This is a genomic window from Castellaniella hirudinis (genome assembly GCF_042651965.1).
Lineage (GTDB): Bacteria > Pseudomonadota > Gammaproteobacteria > Burkholderiales > Burkholderiaceae_B > Castellaniella > Castellaniella hirudinis.
The window spans coordinates 84,104-105,513 of sequence record NZ_JBHSDY010000003.1 but is presented as its reverse complement, the minus strand read 5'-3'; the positions used below and the strand labels follow the sequence as shown (position 1 = coordinate 105,513).

The following is a 21,410-nucleotide window of genomic DNA, read 5'->3' as shown; positions in this document are numbered from 1 at the left end:
GCCCCTGACAAACGATAAAAACGACAGGAGACCTTGGCGTGACTGAGCCGATCACCACAACAGCCTCCCTGCCCATCACGATCTCGGGCCTGACCAAGACCTACGGCGGCGCCCGCGCACTCGACCACGTCGACCTGGAAATCCGCAGCGGGGAATTCCTGACCTTGCTCGGCCCCTCCGGCTCGGGAAAAACCACCCTGCTCATGACCATCGCCGGCTTCACCCGGCCGGACAGCGGCAGCCTGAAGTTCGGCGGGACCGAGGTCATCTGCACGCCGCCGCACAAGCGGGAAGTGGGCATGGTTTTTCAGAGCTATGCGCTGTTTCCCCACATGGACGTCGCGGCCAACATCGCATTCCCCCTGACCCTGAGGCGGCTGCCCAAGGACGAGATCGCGCGGCGCGTGGACCAGGCACTGGAAACGGTCCAGCTCGGCGGCTACGGGCAGCGCGGCATCGCCCAGCTTTCCGGCGGCCAACGGCAGCGCGTGGCGTTGGCGCGCGCGATCGTGTTCGAGCCGCGGATCCTGCTGATGGACGAACCGCTGTCGGCGCTCGACAAGAAACTGCGCGAGCACATGCAGATCGAACTGCGGCATCTGCACGACAAGCTCGGCATGACCACGGTTTACGTCACGCACGACCAGCGCGAAGCGCTGACGATGTCGGACCGGATCGCCGTCATCAACCAGGGCCGCGTGATGCAATTGGGCGACCCCGAAGCGCTGTACGAGCGGCCCGCGAACAAGTTCGTGGCGGATTTCATCGGCGATTCCACGTTCCTGCCCGTCGAGATATCGGGCAGCCAGGCCGTCTGCCACGGCCGACCGCTCGAACTGCCCGCGGACACGCCCCTCAGGGCCGACAGCTTCCTGATGCTGCGGCCAGAGAAGCTCCGCCTCCTGACCGACGGCCCCGCAGCCGGCATGAACACCTTCAGCGGCACGATCAAACGCATCGTCTACCAGGGCGACAGCGTACTGACGCAAATCACCCTATCCGACGAGCAGGTGATCAGCATGCGCAGCGTCGGCCATCCCGAATCGGCGACATTCAGGATCGGCGGCCCGGTCACGCTGGGCCTGCGCCGCGATGACACCATCCTGGTCTGCGATGACTGAGCCCAACGCCGCCGCCCTGCGGCGCCAGGCCCTCAGAGAGCGGCTGGCGCTCGCGGGTCTGTGTTCGCCCGCGCTGCTGCTCGTGCTGGTGATCATGGTGATCCCCATGGCCTGGCTGTTCTGGCTGTCGTTCGTGGGCGAGAACGGCCATGTCTCGCTGGAGAACTACCAGCGCATGCTGGCCAGTTCATCCTATCTCCAGGTCTTCCGGCTGACCTTCGAGGTCAGCATCCTGACCACGCTCATCTGCGTCCTGATCGGATATCCGCTGGCCTATTTCCTGTCCCAGCTCCCCACGCGCGTGGCGAACCTGTTCATGATCACCGTGCTGGTGCCGTTCTGGACCTCACTGCTGGTGCGCACCTACGCCTGGCTCGTGCTGCTCCAGCGCCAGGGCCTGATCAACCACTGGGGGATGGAGCTGGGCTTGTGGAACGACCCCGTCAACCTGGTGCACAACATGACCGGCACGCTGATCGGCATGGTGCACATCATGCTGCCGTTCCTGGTGCTGCCCGTCTACGGCGCCATGCGCGCCATCGACCGCGACTATCTCAAAGCCGCCGCCAATCTCGGCGCCAGCCCCACCCGGGCGTTCTGGAAAGTGTTCCTGCCGCTGTCCCTGCCCGGCCTGTTCGCCGGCATGCTGATGGTGTTCATCCTGTGCCTGGGTTTCTACGTGACGCCCGCCATCCTGGGCGGCGGGAAGATCATCCTGGTGTCCATGCGCATCGCCTCGAACATCGAACTGTTCGTGAACTGGGGCGCCGCCAGCGCGCTTGGCGTCGTGCTCTTCGCCCTGACCATGCTGATCCTGTACCTGGCGAACCGGCTGTCCCGCTCGAGCCTCGCCGGCGCCCCGGGGAATGACCCATGAGCACATCGGACCGTCCCAAGCGCGCAGACGGCCCGGCGGCCCGCTGGCTGGACCGCCCCGCCTCCGAAACCCAGATCACGCACGGACAGCGGCTCTGGCTGTACGTCCTGTCCGCCCTGGCCATGGTGTTTCTCATCGCGCCGACGCTCATCGTCATACCGATGTCGTTCTCGAACTCGCAATACCTGGAATTTCCGCCGACCAGCTGGTCGCTGCGCTGGTACGCGCACTACCTGGAATCACCGGAATGGATGCAGGCGACGCTGACATCGGTGAAGGCCGCCGTCCTGACCATGCTCCTGGCGACTCCGCTCGGGACCATGGCGGCGTACGGACTGTCTCTGTCGAAAATCCGCGCAACCCGGCTGATCTACCTGCTGATCATCACCCCCATGATCATTCCCGTCATCCTGCTGGCGATCGGCGCGTTCTACGTCTACGCAAAGCTCAACCTGCTCAACACGATCCCCGGCCTGGTGCTGGCGCACTCGCTCCTGGCCACGCCGCTGGTGCTGATCGTCGTCGGGGCCGCCCTCAAGCACTTCGACCCCAGCCAGGAGATGGCGGCGCGCAACCTGGGGGCGTCGCGCTTCGTCGCCTTCATGCGAGTCACCTTGCCGCAGATCCGCTTCTCGGTCATCACGGGGGCGCTGCTGGCTTTCCTGACCTCCTTCGACGAGGTCGTCATCTCGCTGTTCATCTCCGGTGGTGACAACGCCACGCTGACGCGCAACATGTTCAATGCGCTGCGCGACCAGATCGACCCGACGATCACATCGATCTCGACCCTGATGATCCTGATCTCGACCGGCCTGCTGGTGGCCGCCCAGACCTTCGGCAAACCCCGGCCCCGCTAGCCCCGCTCGCACCGCCGGACAGGACACTAGGCCCGCAGTCCCTCCAGCACCCGGGCCAGCGCCTCGACGCCCGCGCGGATCTCCGGCGAACGAATCGTGCTGAACCCGAGGACCAGCCCTTGCAGGGCGATGGGCTCGATGCAATACCGGCCGACCGGGGACACTGAAATACCCTGCTCGCCCGCGGCCCGGCTGACCGCCAGCTCGGCAAACCCGGGCGCCAGGCGGCCCACGGTATGAAAGCCGGTCTCGGTCGGCATCACATCCAGCAGCCCTCCCAGCCGCGCGCCCGAGGCCTCGATCAGGGTGTCGTGGCGCTCGGCGTAGATCTTGCACATGCGGCGGATGTGCGTGGCGAAATGCCCCTCGTCCATGAAATCCGCCAGCACCGCCTGCAGATTCGAGGGCGCGCCCTGAAGAAAAGCGCCCGACACCTTGCGGAACGTATCGACCAGGATGGGCGGGACCACGAAATAGCCCAGGCGCAGGGCCGGAAACAGAGACTTGCTGAAAGTGCCTACATAGATCACGCGCTCTGCCGTGTCGAGACTCTGCAGAGTCGGCAGAGGGCTGCTGCGGTAGCGGAACTCGCCGTCGTAATCGTCTTCGAGTATCCAGGCATCACTGCGCTCGGCGGCCTGCAGCAGTTCGATGCGGCGCGCCAGGCTCATGGTCACGCCGATCGGCTGCTGGTGCGAGGGCGTGACGAACGCCAGGCGGAAATAGGGCGCCTGCCTCAAGCCCGCCTCGACGATCAAGCCGTCCTCATCGATAGGCACCGGCACGAGGTCCATGCCGTGCGCCTTGAAACTGTTGCGCGCACCGATGGCGCCCGGGTTCTCGAACCAGACCTTGTCGCCCGGATCGAGCAGGACGCTGCACGCCAGATTGAACGCCTGCTGAGCGCCGCTGACGATGAAGACCTGCTCGGGCTCGCAGGACAGGCCGCGATTACCGCGCAAATGATTGGCGATCGCCCGCCGCAAAGGGGCGAATCCCTCCGGATCGCCGTAGCCCATGACCCTGTCGCGCTTTTCCCGGTAATGCCGGGCCACCAGACGCGACCATTGCGCCAGAGGAAACGCGTCAAATGCCGGCGTTCCGGTCGTGAATGCCCTTTTTTCATGAGGAATGCGCACGCCGAACTGATCGATCGAATGTGCGATGCAGCGCGAAAGGCGCAGGTGCTTGCGCCGCTGCGCCAGCATTTCGGTCGAGGGCGCGGGCAGCCTGGACAGGTGTGTGCTGAGGGTTTCGCACACAAAGGAACCCGAGCCCGTGCGCGAATCGATCAAGCCTTCTTCGGCCAGACGCTCGAAGACATAGTTGATCGTGGTGCGCGAAACGTTCAGTTCCATCGCCAGGGTGCGGCTGGACGGCAGCCGCTCGCCCGCGCTGAGCGCGCCCGAAAAGATCATCTTGCGGATCGCCGCACAGATCTGGGTGCTGATGGTCTTGGAGGAATCGCGGTCTATCGTGATCGACGCCAGCAAGGCGCCGCCGGCTACCTTCACCATCGATGCTCCCTCCGCATTCAGCCAGATTGGTATGCAATTTTATCCAGAATGGATATTAACGCACAACCATTTTCTCCTTACCATCATCGCTACCGAGTGCCCTGCCGGGCGCTCACCCTTCGCGCAAGCATCCCATCATGAAAATAAAAAGCATCGAAACATTCAGCACCCGGGATGTCGGCCTGGTCCGCGTGCGCACCGACGATGGCGCCGAAGGATGGGGACAGGTCTCGACCTATCATTCGGACATCTCCGCCCTGGTGCTGCACCGGCAGGTCGCCATCCATGCATTGGGCGAGGACGTCTCGGATCTCGCGGGGCTGGGCGGCCTGATCGACCGGATCTACGAAAAAGAATACAAATTCCCGGGCTCGTACATGTGCCGGGCGCTGGGCGGCCTGGACACGGCGCTCTGGGACCTGCACGGCAAGGCGCAGGGCAAAAGCGTCTGTGAACTGCTGGGCGGCGCGCCCCGGCCCATCCGCGTCTACGCCTCGAGCATGAAGCGCGACATCACGCCCCGGGCCGAAGCCGAGCGCTTCCTGCGCCTGCGCGATGCCCACGGCTATGACGCCTTCAAGTTCCGGGTGGGCGCGGAATGCGGGCATGATCAGGACGAATGGCCCGGTCGCACGGAAGAAATCGTGCCGGCGATCCGCGCCGCACTGGGCGACGAGGCGGACCTGCTGGTCGACGGCAATAGCTGCTACCGGCCTGAAAAGGCCATCGAGGTCGGACGGCTGCTGGAAGCCCACGGCATCCGTCACTTCGAAGAGCCCTGCCCGTACTGGCGGCTGGATTGGACCCGCCAAGTGACCGAAGCACTCCACCTGGACGTGGCCGGCGGCGAGCAGGACAACAGCCTCGCCTTGTGGAAGCACATGATCGACTCCCGCACCGTGGACGTCGTACAGCCTGACATCTGCTATCTGGGCGGCATCGAACGCACCTTGCGGGTCGCCCGGATGGCCCAATCGGCAGGGTTGCCGTGCACGCCCCATTCCGCCAATCTGTCACTGGTCACGATTTTCACCCTGCACCTGATGGGCGCCATCGAAAACGCGGGTCCCTACGTCGAATTCTCCATCGAAGAAGCCGATTACTATCCCTGGCAATATGGCATCTATTCCGACTACCCGGTGGCACGGGACGGCAAGGTGCAGATCCCGGAAGGGCCGGGTTGGGGCGTGTCGATCGACCCGCAATGGCTCGCACGCGCGGACTACCGCATCAGCGAGACGGACTAGGAATCGTATGAACGCCACGCTACAAGACCACGTCACCCAGGCCCTGCGCACCGGGACATTACCGGGACTGCCGGACCAGCTCTACATCGACGGGCAATGGCGGCCGGCCGCCTCCGGCGACCGGATGGAAGCCGTCGACCCCGGCACGGAAAGGCCCTTTGCCGCAATCGCAGCCGGCGCCATCGAAGACGTCGACATCGCCGTCACATCATCCGAACGCGCCTACCGGGACGTCTGGCGGCATGCGCCCCCCTCGCAACGGGCCACGATCCTGCGCAAAGCCGCCCTCCTCGTGCGCGCCCGCGCGGCGCGCCTGGCCGTCGTCGAAACCCTGGACTGCGGCAAGCCGCTCTCCGAATCCCTGGAGGACGTCGAAACCGTCGCCAGGCTTCTGGATTACTACGGCGGCGCCGCCGACAAGCTGCAGGGAGATACGATCCCGCTGGGCGGGAATTTCGTGTCTTACAACCAATTGGAACCGGTCGGCGTCACGGCGCACATCGTGCCGTGGAACTTCCCGATGTTCTCCATGATACGGGGAGTCGCCCCTGCGCTCGCAGCCGGCTGCACCACGGTCGTCAAGCCGGCCGAGACCACTTCGATCACCGCGCTGCTGCTTGCGGACATCCTCTCCGAAGCGGGCCTGCCCCCAGGCGTTTGCAACGTCGTGACCGGCACGGGGGCGGCCGTCGGCGAACCGCTCAGCCGCCACCCCTCGGTCCGGCACGTCACCTTCACGGGCTCGGTGGACACCGGCCGGCGCGTCATGCGGAACGCCGCGCAGCACATTGCCAGCGTCACCCTGGAACTGGGCGGCAAGTCGCCCGCCATCGTGCTGGCGGACTGCGATCTGGATCACGCCGTAGAAGACATGCTGGAGGCAATCTACCTCAATGCAGGCCAGGTCTGCTCCGCAGGATCACGCCTGGTCATCGAACGCGGCGCGCATGCCGAATTCATCGAGAAATTCAGCGCGCGCGCCCAGGCGCTGACGATGGGGCACGGCCTGAAGAATCCCGCCATCGGCGCCATCAACTCGCACCGTCAACTCGACAAAATCGCCGCTGCCGTGGACGGCGCCCGCGCCCGGGGCATCCGGGCCGTCACGGGCGGTGGGCGCGCCACGGACCCCGACAGCGGGACGGGCTGGTTCTTCCAGCCGACCGTCCTGGACGACGTGCCGGCCGGCGATCCCGTCGTTCAGGAGGAAATCTTCGGGCCGGTGCTCTGCGTCCAGATCGTCGACACGATCGAAGACGCGCTGCACGCGGCCAACGGCACCGACTATGGCCTGGCGGCCTGCATCTACACGAAGGACCTCCAGAAGGCTCTCGGCCTGGCGCGCGACATCGACGCGGGCCAGATCACGGTCAACCAGTATTTCGCCGGCGGCATCTACACGCCCTTCGGAGGCAACAAGCGTTCCGGCTTCGGCCGGGAAAAAGGCCTGGAGGCCTTGCGCAATTACTGCCGGGTCAAGAACGTCACGATCCGGATCTGAAGGCCACGGACCCGGACACGCGCATGGACCAATACGACTACATCATCGTCGGCGCAGGTTCGGCCGGATGCGTACTGGCCAACCGCCTGAGCGCGGACGGACGCCACCGGGTCCTGCTGCTCGAGGCCGGCGGCAGCGACCGGCGATTCTGGGTGCAGGTCCCCATCGGCTATGGCAAGACCTACTACCAGGAAGCCGTCAACTGGCGATACCTGACCGAACCCGTGCCGGGCCTGAACGGCACACCCAGCTACTGGCCCAGGGGACGCGTGCTGGGCGGCTCCAGCTCGATCAACGCCATGGTCTTCATTCGCGGCAATGCGCTGGATTACGACGCCTGGGCCGCCGCCGGCAACCCGGGGTGGAGCTATGCGGACGTCCTCCCGTACTTCAAGAAGATGGAAACCTGCCAGACCGGCGAGCCCGGTTATCGCGGCACGGACGGCCCCCTGTACGTTTCAGACGTCTCCGGGGCGCTCCACCCGCTCTGCCAGCACTATCTGCAGGCCGGCATGCAGGTCGGCATGCGCTACAACCCGGACTTCAACGGCGCGCATCAGGATGGCGTCGGTCCTTACCAGCTTACGGTCAAGAACGGCTTTCGCATGTCCGCAGCCAAGGCGTACCTGCGTCCGGCAGCGGGTCGCCGCAACCTGACCATCCGGACACATGCCCACGCCACGCGCGTGCTGTTCGACGGCCGGCGAGCCATCGGCCTGGAATACGAACGGCACGGCCGCATCCACCAGGCCCGGGCCCATCGGGAAGTCATCCTGAGCTGCGGCGCCGTCAACACGCCGCAGCTTCTGCAACTTTCCGGCATCGGTCCGCGCGGCGTGCTGGCCCCCCAGGGAATCGCGGTCCTCTCTGACAACCCTGCCGTCGGCGCCAATCTGCAGGACCATCTCGGCGTCGATTACCTGTTTGAAAGCCGGCTGAGAACCCTGAACAACGACCTGAATCCCTGGTGGGGAAAGCTGCGGGCGGGGCTGGCCTACCTGTTGTTCCGCCGAGGCCCCCTGGGCCTGAGCATCAACCAGGGCGGCGGATTCTTCAAGACGGATCCCGAACTGGCCCAGCCCGACATGCAGCTCTATTTTTCTCCGGTCAGCTACACCCGGGCGCCCGCCGGCACACGGCCCCTGATGAACCCGGACCCGTTCCCCGCCTTCCTGCTGGGCGTCTCGAACTGCCGCCCTTATTCCAGGGGCACCGTCCACATCCGGTCCGGCGATCCACACGCAGCACCCAGGATACAGCCCAACTATCTGGCTGACGACCGCGATCTGCAAGCCCTGCTGCGAGGCGTCAGATTCATCCGCCGGCTGGCCGGGGCGCCCGCGCTCAGAGACATCATCGCCCGGGAGATCCACCCCGGCGCGGACTGCGTCAACGACGAACAGCTCATCCAGAACATCCGCGCCAGCGCCTGGAGTGTTTTTCACGCCTGCTCGTCCTGCCGCATGGGCCCCGAGCCGGGGACCAGCGTGGTCGATCACCGGCTGCGGGTGCACGGCATCGACAGCCTGCGGATTGCGGACGCCTCTATCTTCCCCTCGCTGGTCTCGGGCAACACCAATGCAGCCGCCATCATGGTGGGCGAAAAAGCGTCCGACCTGATCCTCGCGGATGCCGGCAGTCCGGCAAGCTGACGGGTCCGCCCACCCCACATCGTAAAAAAACGCAAAGCTCCGCCCGCCCCGATAGACGCACCGGAACCCGGCGGGGATAATGAGGACAAGCCAACGACAAAGCGCGACACCCATGCGCGCGGTCCGACACCACACACAAAAACAAACCCTGCCAGGAGCGCATGCCATGCCGTTGCGGATGCCCGCGTTGAAGCCCAGCCGGAAAATGCTCAAGATCCTGGCAGGCACCGTGCTGACGCTGCTGGTGCTGGCCGCGCTGGCGGCCTGGCTGGTGCCCAAAGCCGTGCGCAGCGCGCTGACCCAGGACGTCTCCGAATTGCTGGGCCGCCCGGTGCAGGTGGGCGAGATCCGCTTCAATCCCTTCACGCTGGCGCTGCGCGCGCAGGATCTCGTCATCGAACAGCCCCAGTCCGAACCGCTGCTTGAAATCGGCGAGCTCGACCTGCGCGTGGCCTGGCGGTCCCTCGCGGTGTTCGCACCGGTGGTCGACCGGATCCACATCGACCGGCCCCGGATCGCGCTGGTGCGCCAGGACGTTGCACGCTTCAACTTTTCCGACATCGTGGACCGGCTGGCCGCGCGCGCCGCTGAACAACCTGCCGAACCCGAATCGGCCGACGCCGGACCGCCACGCTTTTCCCTGAACAATCTGTCACTGACAGACGGCGTGATCCGCCTGGATGACCAGGTCACCGGCCGCCAACAGACGGTCGACGAGATCAAGCTGGGCATTCCCTTTCTGTCTTCGCTCAGTTACGCCACCGACATCGACGTGCAGCCCGCGCTGCATCTGCGCATCAACGGCAGCCCCTTTGACCTGAGCGGCACGGCGCGGCCATTCGAGAAGGTGCCCACGTCCACGCTGGACGTGACGCTGGACGGTGTGGCGCTCGACAAATGGGCGGACTTCTGGCCGCTGCCCCTGCCGGTCAAGGTCAAGAGCGCCCTGCTGGATTCCAAGCTGGAGGTGCTGTTCGAACAGCCGCCCGGCGCGATGCCGCGCATCCGTGTGCAGGGCGGCCTGGGCCTGCGCCAACTGGACGTGACCGAAACCTCCGGGGCGCCGCTGCTGGCCTGGGACAATCTGCAGGCCGAGGGGCTGGCGCTCGATCTGGATGCTCGCACGGTGTCCATGGACACGGTGACGCTGACGAAACCGCAGGTGGAAGCGCACCACGACGCCCAGCAACTGAACTGGCAACGCGTGGCCGAGGGCTTCGCCAAACTGGAAGAATCCGCGCCGGCCGATCCGGTATCCGGCACGACTGCCGAGGCCCAACCGGCTGCGGCTGAATCCACAGCACCCGAACCTGCTGCTGCCGACACATCGACCGAGCCCGAATCCGCCGATCCCGTCTCGCCCGCCCCGGCACCGGCCAGCGACACACCCAACGACACACCAGCCGCCGCACCCGGCACGCCACCGCAAACCGCCAAAGCCCCGGCCCAACCCGCCGCCCCCGCCTGGAAGATCGCCCTCGGCGCCTTCAAGCTCGAGGCCGGCGCCGTGCATCTGCGCGACGATCCCAGCGGTCTGGACTATCCGCTGGACGGCCTGAGCGCCGAGGTCGAGCACATCACCTGGCCGCAGGCCGCGGATCAGCCCATGCAAGCCCGCTTGAGCATGGACCACAGCCAGGACGGCGGCGCCTTGCGGGTCCAGGCGCCGATCGTGCTGCAGCCCCTGTCGGTCCAGGCACAGGTCGACCTGGCGCATCTTGCGCTGGCGCCGTTCGCGGCGGCCGTGCGCCATTACACCCCCATCGAACTGCAGGACGGCCGGCTGAGCCTGGCAGGTCGCATCGCCGTAAGCGATGCCCGGATCGAGGCCCACGAGGTGAAACTCGGCCTGCAGCAGCTTGCCGCGCGCGATACCTCCGTCAAGCCCGGCGTGGATCTGTCCATGGGCTCGCTGGCCTTGACGGCCGACCGGCTGGCCCTGGACGCCGAACCGACGCACTTTACCCTGCGGGCCGAGGGTCTCCAGAAACACGGCACGCTGGCGCTCGACGGCACCCTGACGGCGCAGCCGCTGACGCTCAAGACCTCGGTCGACCTGTCCAGATTCGACGCGGCCTCTCTGGCGCCCTATGTCGCGTCCAGCCTGAATGCCACTGTGCGCAGCGTGAACCTGGGCGCGCGCGGCCAGGCCGAATTCGCCCCGGCGCAGGACGGCAAGCCGATGCGGGCGGACTGGCGCGGCGCCGTTCAAGTCGATGGCCTGGACCTGCAGGACCGCGTCAACAAGGCCGCGTTCCTGAACTGGAAGCATCTGGGCCTGAACAAAATGCACGTGTCGGTGGCGGGACCGAAGATCGGGCTGAATCTGGGCGACATTCTGCTGGACGACTTCTACGGCGACATCCTGCTCAACAGCAATGCACGCCTGAACGTGATGGACATTCTGGTGGACAAGGGCACGGCCGCCGGCTCCATCACCCAGGACACGCAGACCCGCCGCACCCACGCGGCCGGCGCGGCGCAGGCCAAGACCCCAAAGGCCCCGCCGACCAGCGCGCCCGACATCTCGATCAACAGCGTCACGCTCAAGCGCGGCCGCATGATCTTCAACGACCATTTCGTGCGGCCCAACTACCGCGCCGAACTCTCGGCCATCGAAGGCACGCTTACGGCGGTGTCCTCGACCCGGCCTGCGCCGGCCAAGGTCCGCGTCACGGGCCGCGTCTACGGCACCGCGCCGCTGTCCGTCTCGGGCACGGTGCAGCCGTTCGCACGCTACCTGGCGCTGGACCTGAATGCCTCCGCCAAGGGCGTGGACCTGCCCCGCTTCACCACCTATTCGTCCAAGTACGTCGGCTACGCCATCGAACGCGGCAAACTGTCGGTGGACCTGCACTACCAGATCAAGGATCGCGCCCTGCAGGCCGGCAACAAGGTGCTGCTCAACCAACTGACCTTCGGCAAACCGTCCGACAGTCCCGACGCGCTCAAGCTGCCGGTGCTGCTGGCCGTCGCCCTGCTGAAGGACGCCAATGGCAATATCGACATCAATCTGCCGATCGCCGGTTCGCTGGACGATCCGCAGTTTTCGATCGGCGGCATCATCGTGCAGGTGATCGTGAACACGATCACCAAGGCGGTGACTGCGCCCTTCAGGCTGCTGGCCTCCGCCTTCGGCGGCGGCGAGGATCTGTCGCGCATCGATTTCGCACCGGGCATCGCCACGCTCGACGACACGGCAAAATCGAATATCGCCACGCTGGTCAAGGCGCTGAGCGACCGCCCCGCGCTGAAGATGGACATCATCGGCCGCGCCGATCCCCAGGCCGACGAGGCCGGGCTGCGCCAGGTCTGGGTGGACGACAAGATCCGCGCCGCCAAGGCCCGCGACACCGGCGGACGCGGCAAGCAAGCCGATGCCGCCGGCATCACACTGACCGACGCAGACCGCGCCAAGTACCTGGAAAAGGTCTATGGCGACACCAAGATCAAGGACAAGCCGCGCAACGCCATCGGCATCGCCAAATCGCTGCCGCCCGAGCAGATGAACGCCTTGCTGCTGGCGGCCGCCCCGCTGGGCAAACAGCCTCTGGCCGCATTGGCCGAGGCCCGCGCGCAAGCGGTGTACGAGCAGATCATGGCCGACGCCCCCGATCTGACCGACCGGGTCTTCCTCGTCGCGCCCAAGCCCGACGCAGACGGCATCGAAGACGACGGCCCGGCCACACGCGTGGACTTCTCGCTGCACTGAACACGGCCCCGCATCCCGAAACGCCGCCCGCCGGACCACGCCCCGGCGGCCGCGGCGCTCAGCGCCTGCCGGCGAATTCCGGCCCGAAAGCCTGTTCCAGGGTCTGGACCTGGCCCATCAGGCTGCAGTCGTAGCCCACCAGATCCCGGACGTAAGCCTGGTACGCGTCCCCGTTCATCAGGTCCAGCAAGCGCTGCAGCGACTGGGTGCCGACCAGATCCTTGTTGATGCCGAAGAAATAGCGTTCCCGCGCCAGCGGCACGAATTCCAGCCCGCAGCGCCAGGCGGCGGTCTCGACGCCGATGCCGACGTCAGCCATGCCGCTGGCGATGTGGGCGGCGATGGCCATGTGCGTGAATTCCCCGCTGTCGAAGCCGGTGACGTCTTGCGGGTCGATGCCCAGGCTCTCCAGCATCAGATGCACCAGATAGCGCGTGCTGGAGCCGATCTGCCGGTTCACGAAACGCACGTCCGGGCGCGCCAGATCGCTGGCCGACAGGATGTGCTTCGGATTGCCGGGCTGCACGAACAGCCCCGTGTTGCGCTCGGCCAGATGCAAGAGCAGCATGCGGTCCGGATCGAGCCAGCGCAGATAGTGCTGCAGGATCGGCTTTTCGTATTCCGCCACCGGCACCTGGAAGCCCGCCAGATCGCATTCCCCGCGATCCAGCGAGGCCAGCGCCTCGATCCCGGTGCGATAGCGCAGTTCCAGCGGCAGCATGTCCTGGCCGTTGGCCAGGCGCATCAGGCCCTCGACGGCGAAGCCGTGGCTGGCATGCAGGCGCAGCACGGACATTTCCTCGGAATACAGGCGCTGCAATTCTTCCTGCAGCTCGGAGGCCAGGCTTTCGAAGGTCGGCGCCAGGCGCGCGTCGATGCGCCGGTTGGCCCACAACAGATGCTGCGCGAAGCTGGTCAGGCGCGAACCGCGCCGTCGGGACGTCTCGATCAGCGGCGCCTGAAATTCGGCTTCGGCCTTGCGCAGGATGCCCCAGGCATGGCGATAGGAGATCCCGCGCGCCTGACAGGCCCCCGAAATATGACCATGCTCATCGACGGCGGCCAACAGCCGCAGCACGTCGCCCATGGGCAGTATTTCCCCGGATTGCTTTTCCAGGACCCATTCGGAATGCAGCCGGGGTTTGAATCGGTAAACCGCCATTCTGTCTCCTGAAAGGCTTATTAATATGAATTCAATTACATATAAAAATATGACCCTGCCCTAAATATGTTTTTATTATCTTATTGAAATCAAATTATTTTCAAGAGTAGAGTGAATGCACGGCACTGAATCATATATGCATAAATAAACCTATTATTGCCGCGCATGCCCGCCGATCATGCGCCCGGAGACAAAGCCATGGACACCATCCGGTCCGATGCCGACGCAGCCCCGCACGACGCCGATTCGCTCCTGGTGCGGGACATCCTGGCCCGGCACGCCGGCCGTCCCGGCGCCCTGCTGCCGATCCTGCACGACGTGCAGGACGCCCTGGGCTGGATCCCCGAACCGGCTGTGCCGCAAATCGCCGCCGCCCTGCAGCGATCCCGCGCCGAGGTCCATGGCGTGATCAGCTTCTACGGCCATTTCCGCACCACGCCGCCCGCGCGTACGCAGCTCGAAGTCTGCCGCGCCGAATCCTGTCAGGCCTGTGGCGGCAACGCGCTGTACGAACACGCCCAGGCGCGCGTCGCCGCCGAAGCGGCCGGCGAGGTCTCGCTGGCGCCGGTGTACTGCCTCGGCTTGTGCGCCCAGTCACCGGCCGTCATGCTCGACGGCCGCCCCCACGCGCGCGTCACCCCCGAAAAACTGGACGCCCTGCTGGCCGCAGCGCGGGAGGCCTGAACATGGAACGAATCCTCTACGTCCCGCTGGACACCGCCGCGCTGGCCATGGGGGCCGACGCCGTGGCCGATGCCTTCCGCGCCGAAGCCGCCCGACGCGGCCTGGGCCTGCGCCTCGTGCGCAACGGCTCGCGCGGCCTGCACTGGCTCGAACCCCTGGTCGAGATCGCCACGCCCGCCGGACGGATCGCCTACGGCCCCGTGACGCCGGAAGACGTCCCGGCCATCCTGGACGCGGCCTGGCCGGACGGCGCCCCGAACACGCCGGACGGCACGCACCATCCCCTGTGCCACGGCCCGACCGAAGACATCCCCTTTCTGAAGAAACAAGAACGCCTGACCTTCGCCCGGGTCGGCCTGATCGACCCGCTCAGCATCCCCGACTACCAGGCCCATGGCGGCTTCGCCGGGCTGGGCAAGGCGCTGGGCATGACGCCCGGGGCCATCGTCGACATCGTGACCGAATCCGGCTTGCGCGGCCGCGGCGGCGCCGCCTTTCCCACCGGCATCAAATGGCGCACCGTGCTGCAAACGCCGGCCGAGCAGAAATACATCGTCTGCAACGCCGACGAAGGCGATTCGGGCACGTTCTCCGACCGCATGCTGATGGAAGGCGACCCCTATGCCCTGATCGAGGGCATGACGATCGCCGGCCTGGCCGTGGGCGCCACACGCGGCTATCTCTACGTCCGCTCCGAATATCCCCAGGCCGAACGCATCCTGACGGGTGCCCTGCAGGCCGCGCGCGAGGCCGGCTGGCTGGGCGACGACATCCAGGGCTCGGGCCGCGCCTTCGACATCGAACTGCGGCGCGGCGCGGGCGCCTACATCTGCGGCGAAGAAACCTCGCTGCTCGAAAGCCTGGAAGGCCGCCGGGGCCTGGTGCGCGCCAAGCCGCCGCTGCCCGCCGTGCGCGGCCTGTTCGGCTGTCCCACCGTGATCAACAACGTCATCTCCCTGGCCACGGCGCCCTTCATCCTCGCCCAGGGGGCGAATGCCTACCGCGACTTCGGCATGGGCCGGTCCCGGGGCACCCTGCCCTTCCAACTGGCGGGCAATATCCGCCACGGCGGCCTGGTCGAAAAAGCCTTCGGCCTGACGCTGCGCGAGCTGCTGTTCGACTTCGGCGGCGGCAGCGCCTCCGGCCGGCCGCTGCGTGCGATCCAGGTGGGCGGCCCGCTGGGCGCCTACCTGCCCGAATCCCAATGGGACACGCCGCTGGACTACGAGGCCTTCATCGCCATTTCCGCCATGCTGGGTCACGGCGGCGTGGTGGCCTTCGACGACACGGCCGACATGGCCGCCCTGGCTGAATACGCCATGGAATTCTGCGCCATTGAATCCTGCGGCAAATGCACGCCCTGTCGCATCGGCTCGGTGCGCGGCACCGAGGTCATCCGCGCGATCCGCGACGGCCAGGACCGCGAAGCCCGCGCCGAACTCCTGCACGACCTGTGCGACACCATGATGGCCGGATCCCTGTGCGCGCTGGGCGGCATGACCCCCTATCCGGTGCTGTCCGCCCTGCGCCACTTCCCCGAAGACTTCGGCCTCGCCGCCGAACCGGCCCTGCACACCGCCTAAGGAGCCCGCCATGCTGGAAACCGTCCTCAAGCGCGACCGCGACCTGGGCACGCCCGAGTCCCTGTCCACCGAAACCGTCACCCTGACCATCGACGGCCAGACCGTCACCGTCCCGGCCGGCACCTCGATCATGCGCGCCGCCGCCGAAACCGGCATCCAGATCCCCAAGCTCTGCGCCTCGGACAACCTGGAAGCCTTCGGCTCCTGCCGCCTGTGCCTGGTGGAAATCGAAGGCCGCCGGGGCCACCCGGCGTCCTGTACCACGCCCGTCGAAGACGGCATGGTGGTCCGCACCGAGACCGGCAAGCTGCACGCACTGCGGCGCAACGCGATGGAGCTCTACATCTCGGACCACCCGCTGGACTGCCTGACCTGTCCGGCCAACGGCGACTGCGAACTGCAGGACATGGCCGGCGTGGTGGGGCTGCGCAACGTGCGCTACGGTTTCGACGGCGCCAACCACCTGGCCGACGCCAGCGACACGTCCAACCCCTATTTCACCTACGATCCGTCCAAATGCATCGTCTGCAGCCGCTGCGTGCGGGCCTGCGACGACGTCCAGGGCACGTACGCCCTGACCGTGGAGGCGCGCGGTTTCGATTCGCGCATCATCGCGGGCCAGAACGACGGCTTCCTGGAAAGCGACTGCGTCTCCTGCGGCGCCTGCGTCCAGGCCTGCCCGACCTCGGCGCTGATCGAGAACACCGTCATCGACCAGGGCCAGGCCGACCACGCGGTCATCACCACCTGCGCCTACTGCGGCGTGGGCTGCGGCTTCAAGGCCGAGATGAAGGGCGACCAGGTCATCCGCATGACGCCCTGGAAGGACGGCAAGGCCAATCGCGGCCATTCCTGCGTCAAGGGCCGCTTCGCCTGGGGCTACGCCACCCACAGCGACCGCCTGACCAAGCCCATGATCCGCGCCAGGATCACCGATCCCTGGCGCGAGGTTTCCTGGGAAGAGGCCCTGGGCCATGCCGCGTCCGAACTGAAGCGGATCCAGGTTCGATACGGCGTGGATTCGGTCGGCGGCATCACCTCGTCGCGCTGCACCAACGAGGAAACCTACCTCGTGCAGAAAATGGTGCGCGCCGCCATGGGCAACAACAACGTCGATACCTGCGCCCGGGTCTGCCACTCGCCCACCGGCTACGGCCTGAAAACCACCATCGGCGAATCGGCCGGCACGCAGACCTTCGACTCGGTCATGCACACCGACGTGGCGATCGTGCTGGGGGCCAACCCCAGCGCCGCGCACCCGGTCTTTGCCTCGCGCCTGAAGCGGCGCCTGCGCCAGGGTGCGCGCCTGATCGTGATCGATCCGCGCCGCATCGAACTGGTCGACGGCCCGCACGTGAAGGCCGACTATCACCTGCCGGTGCGCCCGGGCACCAACGTCGCCGTGCTCAACGCCATGGCCCACGTCATCGTCACCGAAGACCTGGTGAACCACGACTTCGTCCGCGCGCGCTGCGAGGATCGTGCTTTCGACGAGTGGATGCAGTTCATCCGCCGTCCGGAACACGCCCCCGAGGCCACCGAATCCATCACCGGCGTGCCGGCGTCCGACCTGCGCGGCGCCGCCCGCCTGTACGCCACCGGCGGCAATGCCGCCATCTACTACGGCCTGGGCGTCACCGAGCACAGCCAGGGCTCCACGGCCATCATGTGCATCGCCAATCTGGCCATGGTCACCGGCAACATCGGCCGCGAAGGCGTGGGCATCAATCCGCTGCGCGGCCAGAACAATGTCCAGGGTTCCTGCGACATGGGTTCGTTCCCGCACGAATTCCCCGGCTACCGCCACGTGTCCGACGACGCCGTGCGGGCCGAATTCGAACGCGCCTGGGGCGTCCCGCTGCAGGCCGAACCCGGCCTGCGGCTGCCCAATATGTTCGACGCGGCCCACGGCGGCTCGTTCAAGGGCCTGTACTGCCAGGGCGAGGACATCGCCCAGTCCGACCCCAATACCCGCCATGTGGTGGCGGCCCTGGAAGCCATGGAATGCGTGATCGTCCAGGACATGTTCCTGAACGAGACCGCCAAGTACGCGCACGTCTTCCTGCCGGGCTCGTCTTTCCTGGAAAAGGACGGCACCTTCACCAATGCCGAACGCCGCATCTCGCGGGTCCGGCAGGTCATGGCGCCCAAGGGGGGGCTGGCCGACTGGGAAGTCACCTGCGCGCTGTCCAAGGCCCTGGGCTATCCCATGGACTACGCCCATCCGGGCGAGGTCCTGGACGAAATCGCCCGGCTGACACCCACCTTTACCGGCGTGTCCTTCGGCCGCATCACGGCGCTGGGCGGCAGCGTCCAGTGGCCCTGCAACGACGCGGCCCCCGAAGGCACGCCCATCATGCACGTGGACGAATTCGTGCGCGGCAAGGGCCGCTTCATGATCACCCAGTATGTGCCGACCGATGAACGCTCCACGCGCCGCTTCCCGCTGCTGATGACCACAGGCCGGATCCTGGCGCAGTACAACGTGGGCGCGCAGACCCGGCGCACGGCCAACAACGCCTGGCACAGCGAGGACGTCCTGGAGATCCATCCCCACGACGCCGAGGACCGGGGCATCGTCGAGGGCGATCAGGTCGTCATCGAAAGCCGCGTCGGTGAGACCGCGCTGCGCGTCACCGTCACCGACCGGATCCAGCCGGGGGTGGTGTACACCACCTTCCACTTCCCGGAGTGCGGCTCGAACGTGCTGACCACCGACAACACCGACTGGGCCACGGACTGCCCCGAATACAAGGTGACGGCCGTCCAGGTACGCAAGGTCACCGAACCTTCGGCATGGCAGCGGGACTGGACGACCGTCGGGCAGCGCCAGGACGAACTCCTGAACGCCCGCCTGCCCCAGGCCTCGCCCGCCGGTGCCTGAGGAGACCCGCATGCACCCCGCAGACTTCGACCCCATGATCGACTTGCCTGACCCGTCCGCCGGCCTTGCAATGGGCGACATCGTGCGCATCGGCGAACATCGGGCCACGGCCACGCAAGACGCCATCGCCTGCGAGCAGGCAGTCGCCCTGGAATACAACGGCATCGCGCACGTCGCCCTGCTGGCCTCGCCGCTGCACATCCCCGAACTGGCCCTGGGCTTTTCCTACACTGAAGGCATCATCCAGTCCCCGGCCGACGTGCTGGACCTGGACGTGGAGGCCACCGCCGACGGCCTGGTGGTGCGGCTGCGGATCGTCAACGCCCGGCTGCACGCCCTGAAGCTGCGCCGGCGCAGTCTGGCAGGCAGCACCAGTTGCGGCCTGTGCGGCGTGCAAAGCCTGGCGCAGATCCGCCGCGACCTGCCGCCCCTGACGCCGCCGGATCAGCCCTGGACGATCCGCGCGATCGCAGCCGCACTGGACCAATTGCGCCAGCGCCAGCCGCTGCACAACCTGACCGGCGCCACCCACGCGGCGGCCTGGGCCGAGCCCGACGGACGCCTGGCCTGGACCTACGAAGACGTCGGCCGTCACAACGCGCTGGACAAGCTCATCGGCCGTCTGCTGCGCGAGCCGGTGGACCGTGGCCGGGGATTCGTCGTGATCTCCAGCCGCGCCAGCTTCGAGATGGTGCAAAAGGCCCAAGCCGCCGGCATCCGGGCGCTGGTCGCCGTCTCGGCCCCCACCACCCTGGCCGTGCGGCTGGCCCAGGAAGCCCCCATGATGCTGGCCGGCTTCGCGCGCGATGGCCGCTGCACGCTCTACAGCCGACCCGATTATCTGGACGGGAGCCGCACGTGACCAACATCGAACACCTGATCCGCCTGGCCAACCGCATCGGCCTGTTCTTCGAGGCCATGCCCGACCGGACCGCCGGCATCGACAGCATTGCCGACCACATCCGGCGGTTCTGGGACCCGCGCATGCGGCGCGCCCTGCTGGACTATCTCGGCGCGCATCCGGACGGGCAATGGGGCGACACCGTCCTGTCGCCCATCTGCCTGGAAGCCATCGCCCGGCACCGCGAACGCCTTTATCCCAGGCAAGGGGTCAGCCCCGCCTGACATTCCGCAGGGCTCCCTGCATTTTTCCGACCTCAGCAATACACACAGACATGGGCACCCGACCCAGGAGGAGAGACGATGAGTACGGAAGCAAGCCAACACGGTTTTTTCAGTAAAGAACGCATTACCGCCCCACCCGGCTTCAACCGCTGGATGATCCCGCCGGCCGCCCTGGCCGTCCACTTGTGCATCGGCCAGGCCTACGCCTTCTCGGTGTTCAACGGCCCCATGACGAAGCTCATCGGCATCCAGCAGCCCGCGCCGGATGACTGGGGGCTGCCCGCCCTGGGCTGGATCTTCAGCCTCGCCATCCTGTTCCTCGGCCTGTCGGCCGCCTTTGCCGGCAAATGGCTGGAAGACGTCGGGCCGCGCAAAGCCATGTTCGTGGCGGCCTGCTGCTTCGGCGGCGGCTTCATCGTGTCCTCGATCGGGATTTCGACCCACCAACTGTGGCTGCTGTACCTGGGCTACGGCGTTCTGGGCGGCATCGGCCTGGGCATCGGCTATGTCTCGCCCGTCTCGACCCTGATCAAGTGGTTTCCGGACAAGCGCGGCATGGCGACCGGCATGGCCATCATGGGCTTCGGCGGCGGCGCCTTCATCGCCTCGCCGATGTCAGTGGCGCTGATGGAGCACTTCCGGACACCGGACTCCATGGGCGTGGCCCCGACCTTTCTGGTGATGGGCGGGCTGTACTTCGTCTCCATGCTGATCGGCGCCTGCACCATCCGCATTCCGGCGCCCGACTGGAAGCCCGAGGGCTGGACCCCGCCTGTGACGCAGAAAGCCATGATCTCGCGCAACCACGTCCACATCGACCAGGCCCTGAAGACCCCGCAGTTCTGGCTGCTGTGGTGGGCGCTGACCCTGAACGTGACGGCCGGCATCGGCGTGCTGGGACAGGCCTCGGTGATGATCCAGGAAAGCTTCCGCGGCGCCATCACGCCGGCTGCGGCGGCCGGTTTCGTCGGCCTGCTGTCGCTGGCCAATATGCTGGGGCGTTTCTTCTGGTCCAGCACCTCGGACTATCTGGGACGCAAGACCACCTACGGCATCTTCTTCGTCCTGGGCGCGGTGCTGTACTTCCTGGTGCCGGGCATGGGGGCCTCGGGCAACGTCGCCCTGTTCGTGCTGTTCTACGCGATCATCATCTCGATGTACGGCGGCGGCTTTTCCACCATCCCGGCCTATCTGGCCGACCTGTTCGGCACCCGCTACGTGGGCGGCATCCACGGCCGCATCCTGACCGCCTGGGCGGCCGCCGGCGTGCTGGGACCCGTGCTGGTGAACTATATCCGCCAGTACCAGGTCGACCACGGCGTCCCGCCGGGCCAGTCCTATACCGTCACGATGTACCTGATGGCGGGCCTGCTGGTCGTCGGCTTCATCTGCAATCTGCTGGTCCGCCCGGTCGCGTCGCACCACCACATGGCCGCCGAAACCGACAGCGTGCCCCTGGGTGCCGGCCTGGCCCATCAAAAATAGGAG

General features: G+C 66.7%; 15 protein-coding genes. 13 read left to right on the top strand and 2 right to left on the bottom strand.

The features are described 5' to 3' along the window. Positions 1 to 50: 50 nt before the first annotated feature. Genes ACFO0J_RS05650 through ACFO0J_RS05640 form a run of 3 tightly spaced genes read left to right on the top strand, consistent with a single transcriptional unit; the run spans position 51 to position 2,855 of the window. Complete coding sequence (locus ACFO0J_RS05650) at positions 51 to 1,121, top strand: ABC transporter ATP-binding protein (RefSeq protein WP_376812357.1); 1,071 nt, start codon at positions 51 to 53, stop codon at positions 1,119 to 1,121. Then, positions 1,114 to 1,998, top strand: coding sequence for an ABC transporter permease (locus ACFO0J_RS05645; protein WP_376812082.1), 885 nt, complete (start codon positions 1,114 to 1,116; stop codon positions 1,996 to 1,998). Before ACFO0J_RS05650 ends, ACFO0J_RS05645 begins: the two co-directional genes overlap by 8 nt. Beyond that, the gene (locus ACFO0J_RS05640; protein WP_376812081.1) at positions 1,995 to 2,855 is read left to right on the top strand and encodes an ABC transporter permease; all 861 of its coding nucleotides are present in this window, start codon (positions 1,995 to 1,997) and stop codon (positions 2,853 to 2,855) included. Before ACFO0J_RS05645 ends, ACFO0J_RS05640 begins: the two co-directional genes overlap by 4 nt. Before the next feature lie 26 nt (positions 2,856 to 2,881). Here the strand turns inward: ACFO0J_RS05640 and pdxR are convergent, their stop codons facing one another. After that, on the bottom strand, positions 2,882 to 4,372 hold the full coding sequence (gene pdxR, locus ACFO0J_RS05635) for a MocR-like pyridoxine biosynthesis transcription factor PdxR (RefSeq protein ID WP_376812080.1): 1,491 nt from the start codon (positions 4,370 to 4,372) through the stop codon (positions 2,882 to 2,884). 137 nt (positions 4,373 to 4,509) lie between these two features. Between pdxR and ACFO0J_RS05630 the strand changes: the two genes are divergently transcribed. The 4 genes from ACFO0J_RS05630 (at position 4,510) to ACFO0J_RS05615 (ending at position 12,484) form a co-directional block, all read left to right on the top strand. Continuing rightward, complete coding sequence (locus tag ACFO0J_RS05630) at positions 4,510 to 5,619, top strand: mandelate racemase/muconate lactonizing enzyme family protein (RefSeq protein WP_376812079.1); 1,110 nt, start codon at positions 4,510 to 4,512, stop codon at positions 5,617 to 5,619. Positions 5,620 to 5,626: 7 nt separating this feature from the next. Then, positions 5,627 to 7,120: an aldehyde dehydrogenase family protein gene (locus ACFO0J_RS05625; RefSeq protein ID WP_376812078.1), complete on the top strand. Its 1,494-nt coding sequence runs from the start codon at positions 5,627 to 5,629 to the stop codon at positions 7,118 to 7,120. A gap of 23 nt (positions 7,121 to 7,143) precedes the next feature. Then, positions 7,144 to 8,772 carry a GMC family oxidoreductase gene (locus ACFO0J_RS05620; RefSeq protein ID WP_376812077.1) on the top strand — a complete coding sequence of 543 codons (1,629 nt, stop codon included), beginning with the start codon at positions 7,144 to 7,146 and terminating at the stop codon, positions 8,770 to 8,772. Between the two features lie 166 nt (positions 8,773 to 8,938). Then, the gene (locus ACFO0J_RS05615) at positions 8,939 to 12,484 is read left to right on the top strand and encodes a DUF748 domain-containing protein (RefSeq protein ID WP_376812076.1); all 3,546 of its coding nucleotides are present in this window, start codon (positions 8,939 to 8,941) and stop codon (positions 12,482 to 12,484) included. Positions 12,485 to 12,542: 58 nt separating this feature from the next. Here ACFO0J_RS05615 and ACFO0J_RS05610 read toward each other — a convergent pair whose 3' ends face one another. Beyond that, on the bottom strand, positions 12,543 to 13,646 hold the full coding sequence (locus tag ACFO0J_RS05610; protein ID WP_376812075.1) for a substrate-binding domain-containing protein: 1,104 nt from the start codon (positions 13,644 to 13,646) through the stop codon (positions 12,543 to 12,545). A gap of 198 nt (positions 13,647 to 13,844) precedes the next feature. On the opposite strand from ACFO0J_RS05610, the gene ACFO0J_RS05605 reads away from it, so the two are divergent. From ACFO0J_RS05605 to ACFO0J_RS05580, 6 genes are all read left to right on the top strand, one after another. Continuing rightward, complete coding sequence (locus ACFO0J_RS05605; protein WP_376812074.1) at positions 13,845 to 14,330, top strand: NAD(P)H-dependent oxidoreductase subunit E; 486 nt, start codon at positions 13,845 to 13,847, stop codon at positions 14,328 to 14,330. Between the two features lie 2 nt (positions 14,331 to 14,332). Continuing rightward, on the top strand, positions 14,333 to 15,913 hold the full coding sequence (locus tag ACFO0J_RS05600; protein ID WP_376812073.1) for a formate dehydrogenase beta subunit: 1,581 nt from the start codon (positions 14,333 to 14,335) through the stop codon (positions 15,911 to 15,913). A gap of 10 nt (positions 15,914 to 15,923) precedes the next feature. Beyond that, positions 15,924 to 18,797, top strand: a complete 2,874-nt coding sequence (gene fdhF, locus ACFO0J_RS05595) for a formate dehydrogenase subunit alpha (RefSeq protein WP_376812072.1) — start codon at positions 15,924 to 15,926, stop codon at positions 18,795 to 18,797. A 10-nt stretch (positions 18,798 to 18,807) separates the two neighbouring features. After that, the gene (fdhD, locus tag ACFO0J_RS05590) at positions 18,808 to 19,659 is read left to right on the top strand and encodes a formate dehydrogenase accessory sulfurtransferase FdhD (protein ID WP_376812071.1); all 852 of its coding nucleotides are present in this window, start codon (positions 18,808 to 18,810) and stop codon (positions 19,657 to 19,659) included. Then, a complete protein-coding gene (locus tag ACFO0J_RS05585) occupies positions 19,656 to 19,922 on the top strand; it encodes a formate dehydrogenase subunit delta (RefSeq protein WP_376812070.1) in 267 nt (88 codons plus the stop codon). Before fdhD ends, ACFO0J_RS05585 begins: the two co-directional genes overlap by 4 nt. 78 nt (positions 19,923 to 20,000) lie before the next feature. Continuing rightward, positions 20,001 to 21,407, top strand: a complete 1,407-nt coding sequence (locus ACFO0J_RS05580) for an L-lactate MFS transporter (protein WP_376812069.1) — start codon at positions 20,001 to 20,003, stop codon at positions 21,405 to 21,407. Positions 21,408 to 21,410 lie beyond the last annotated feature (3 nt).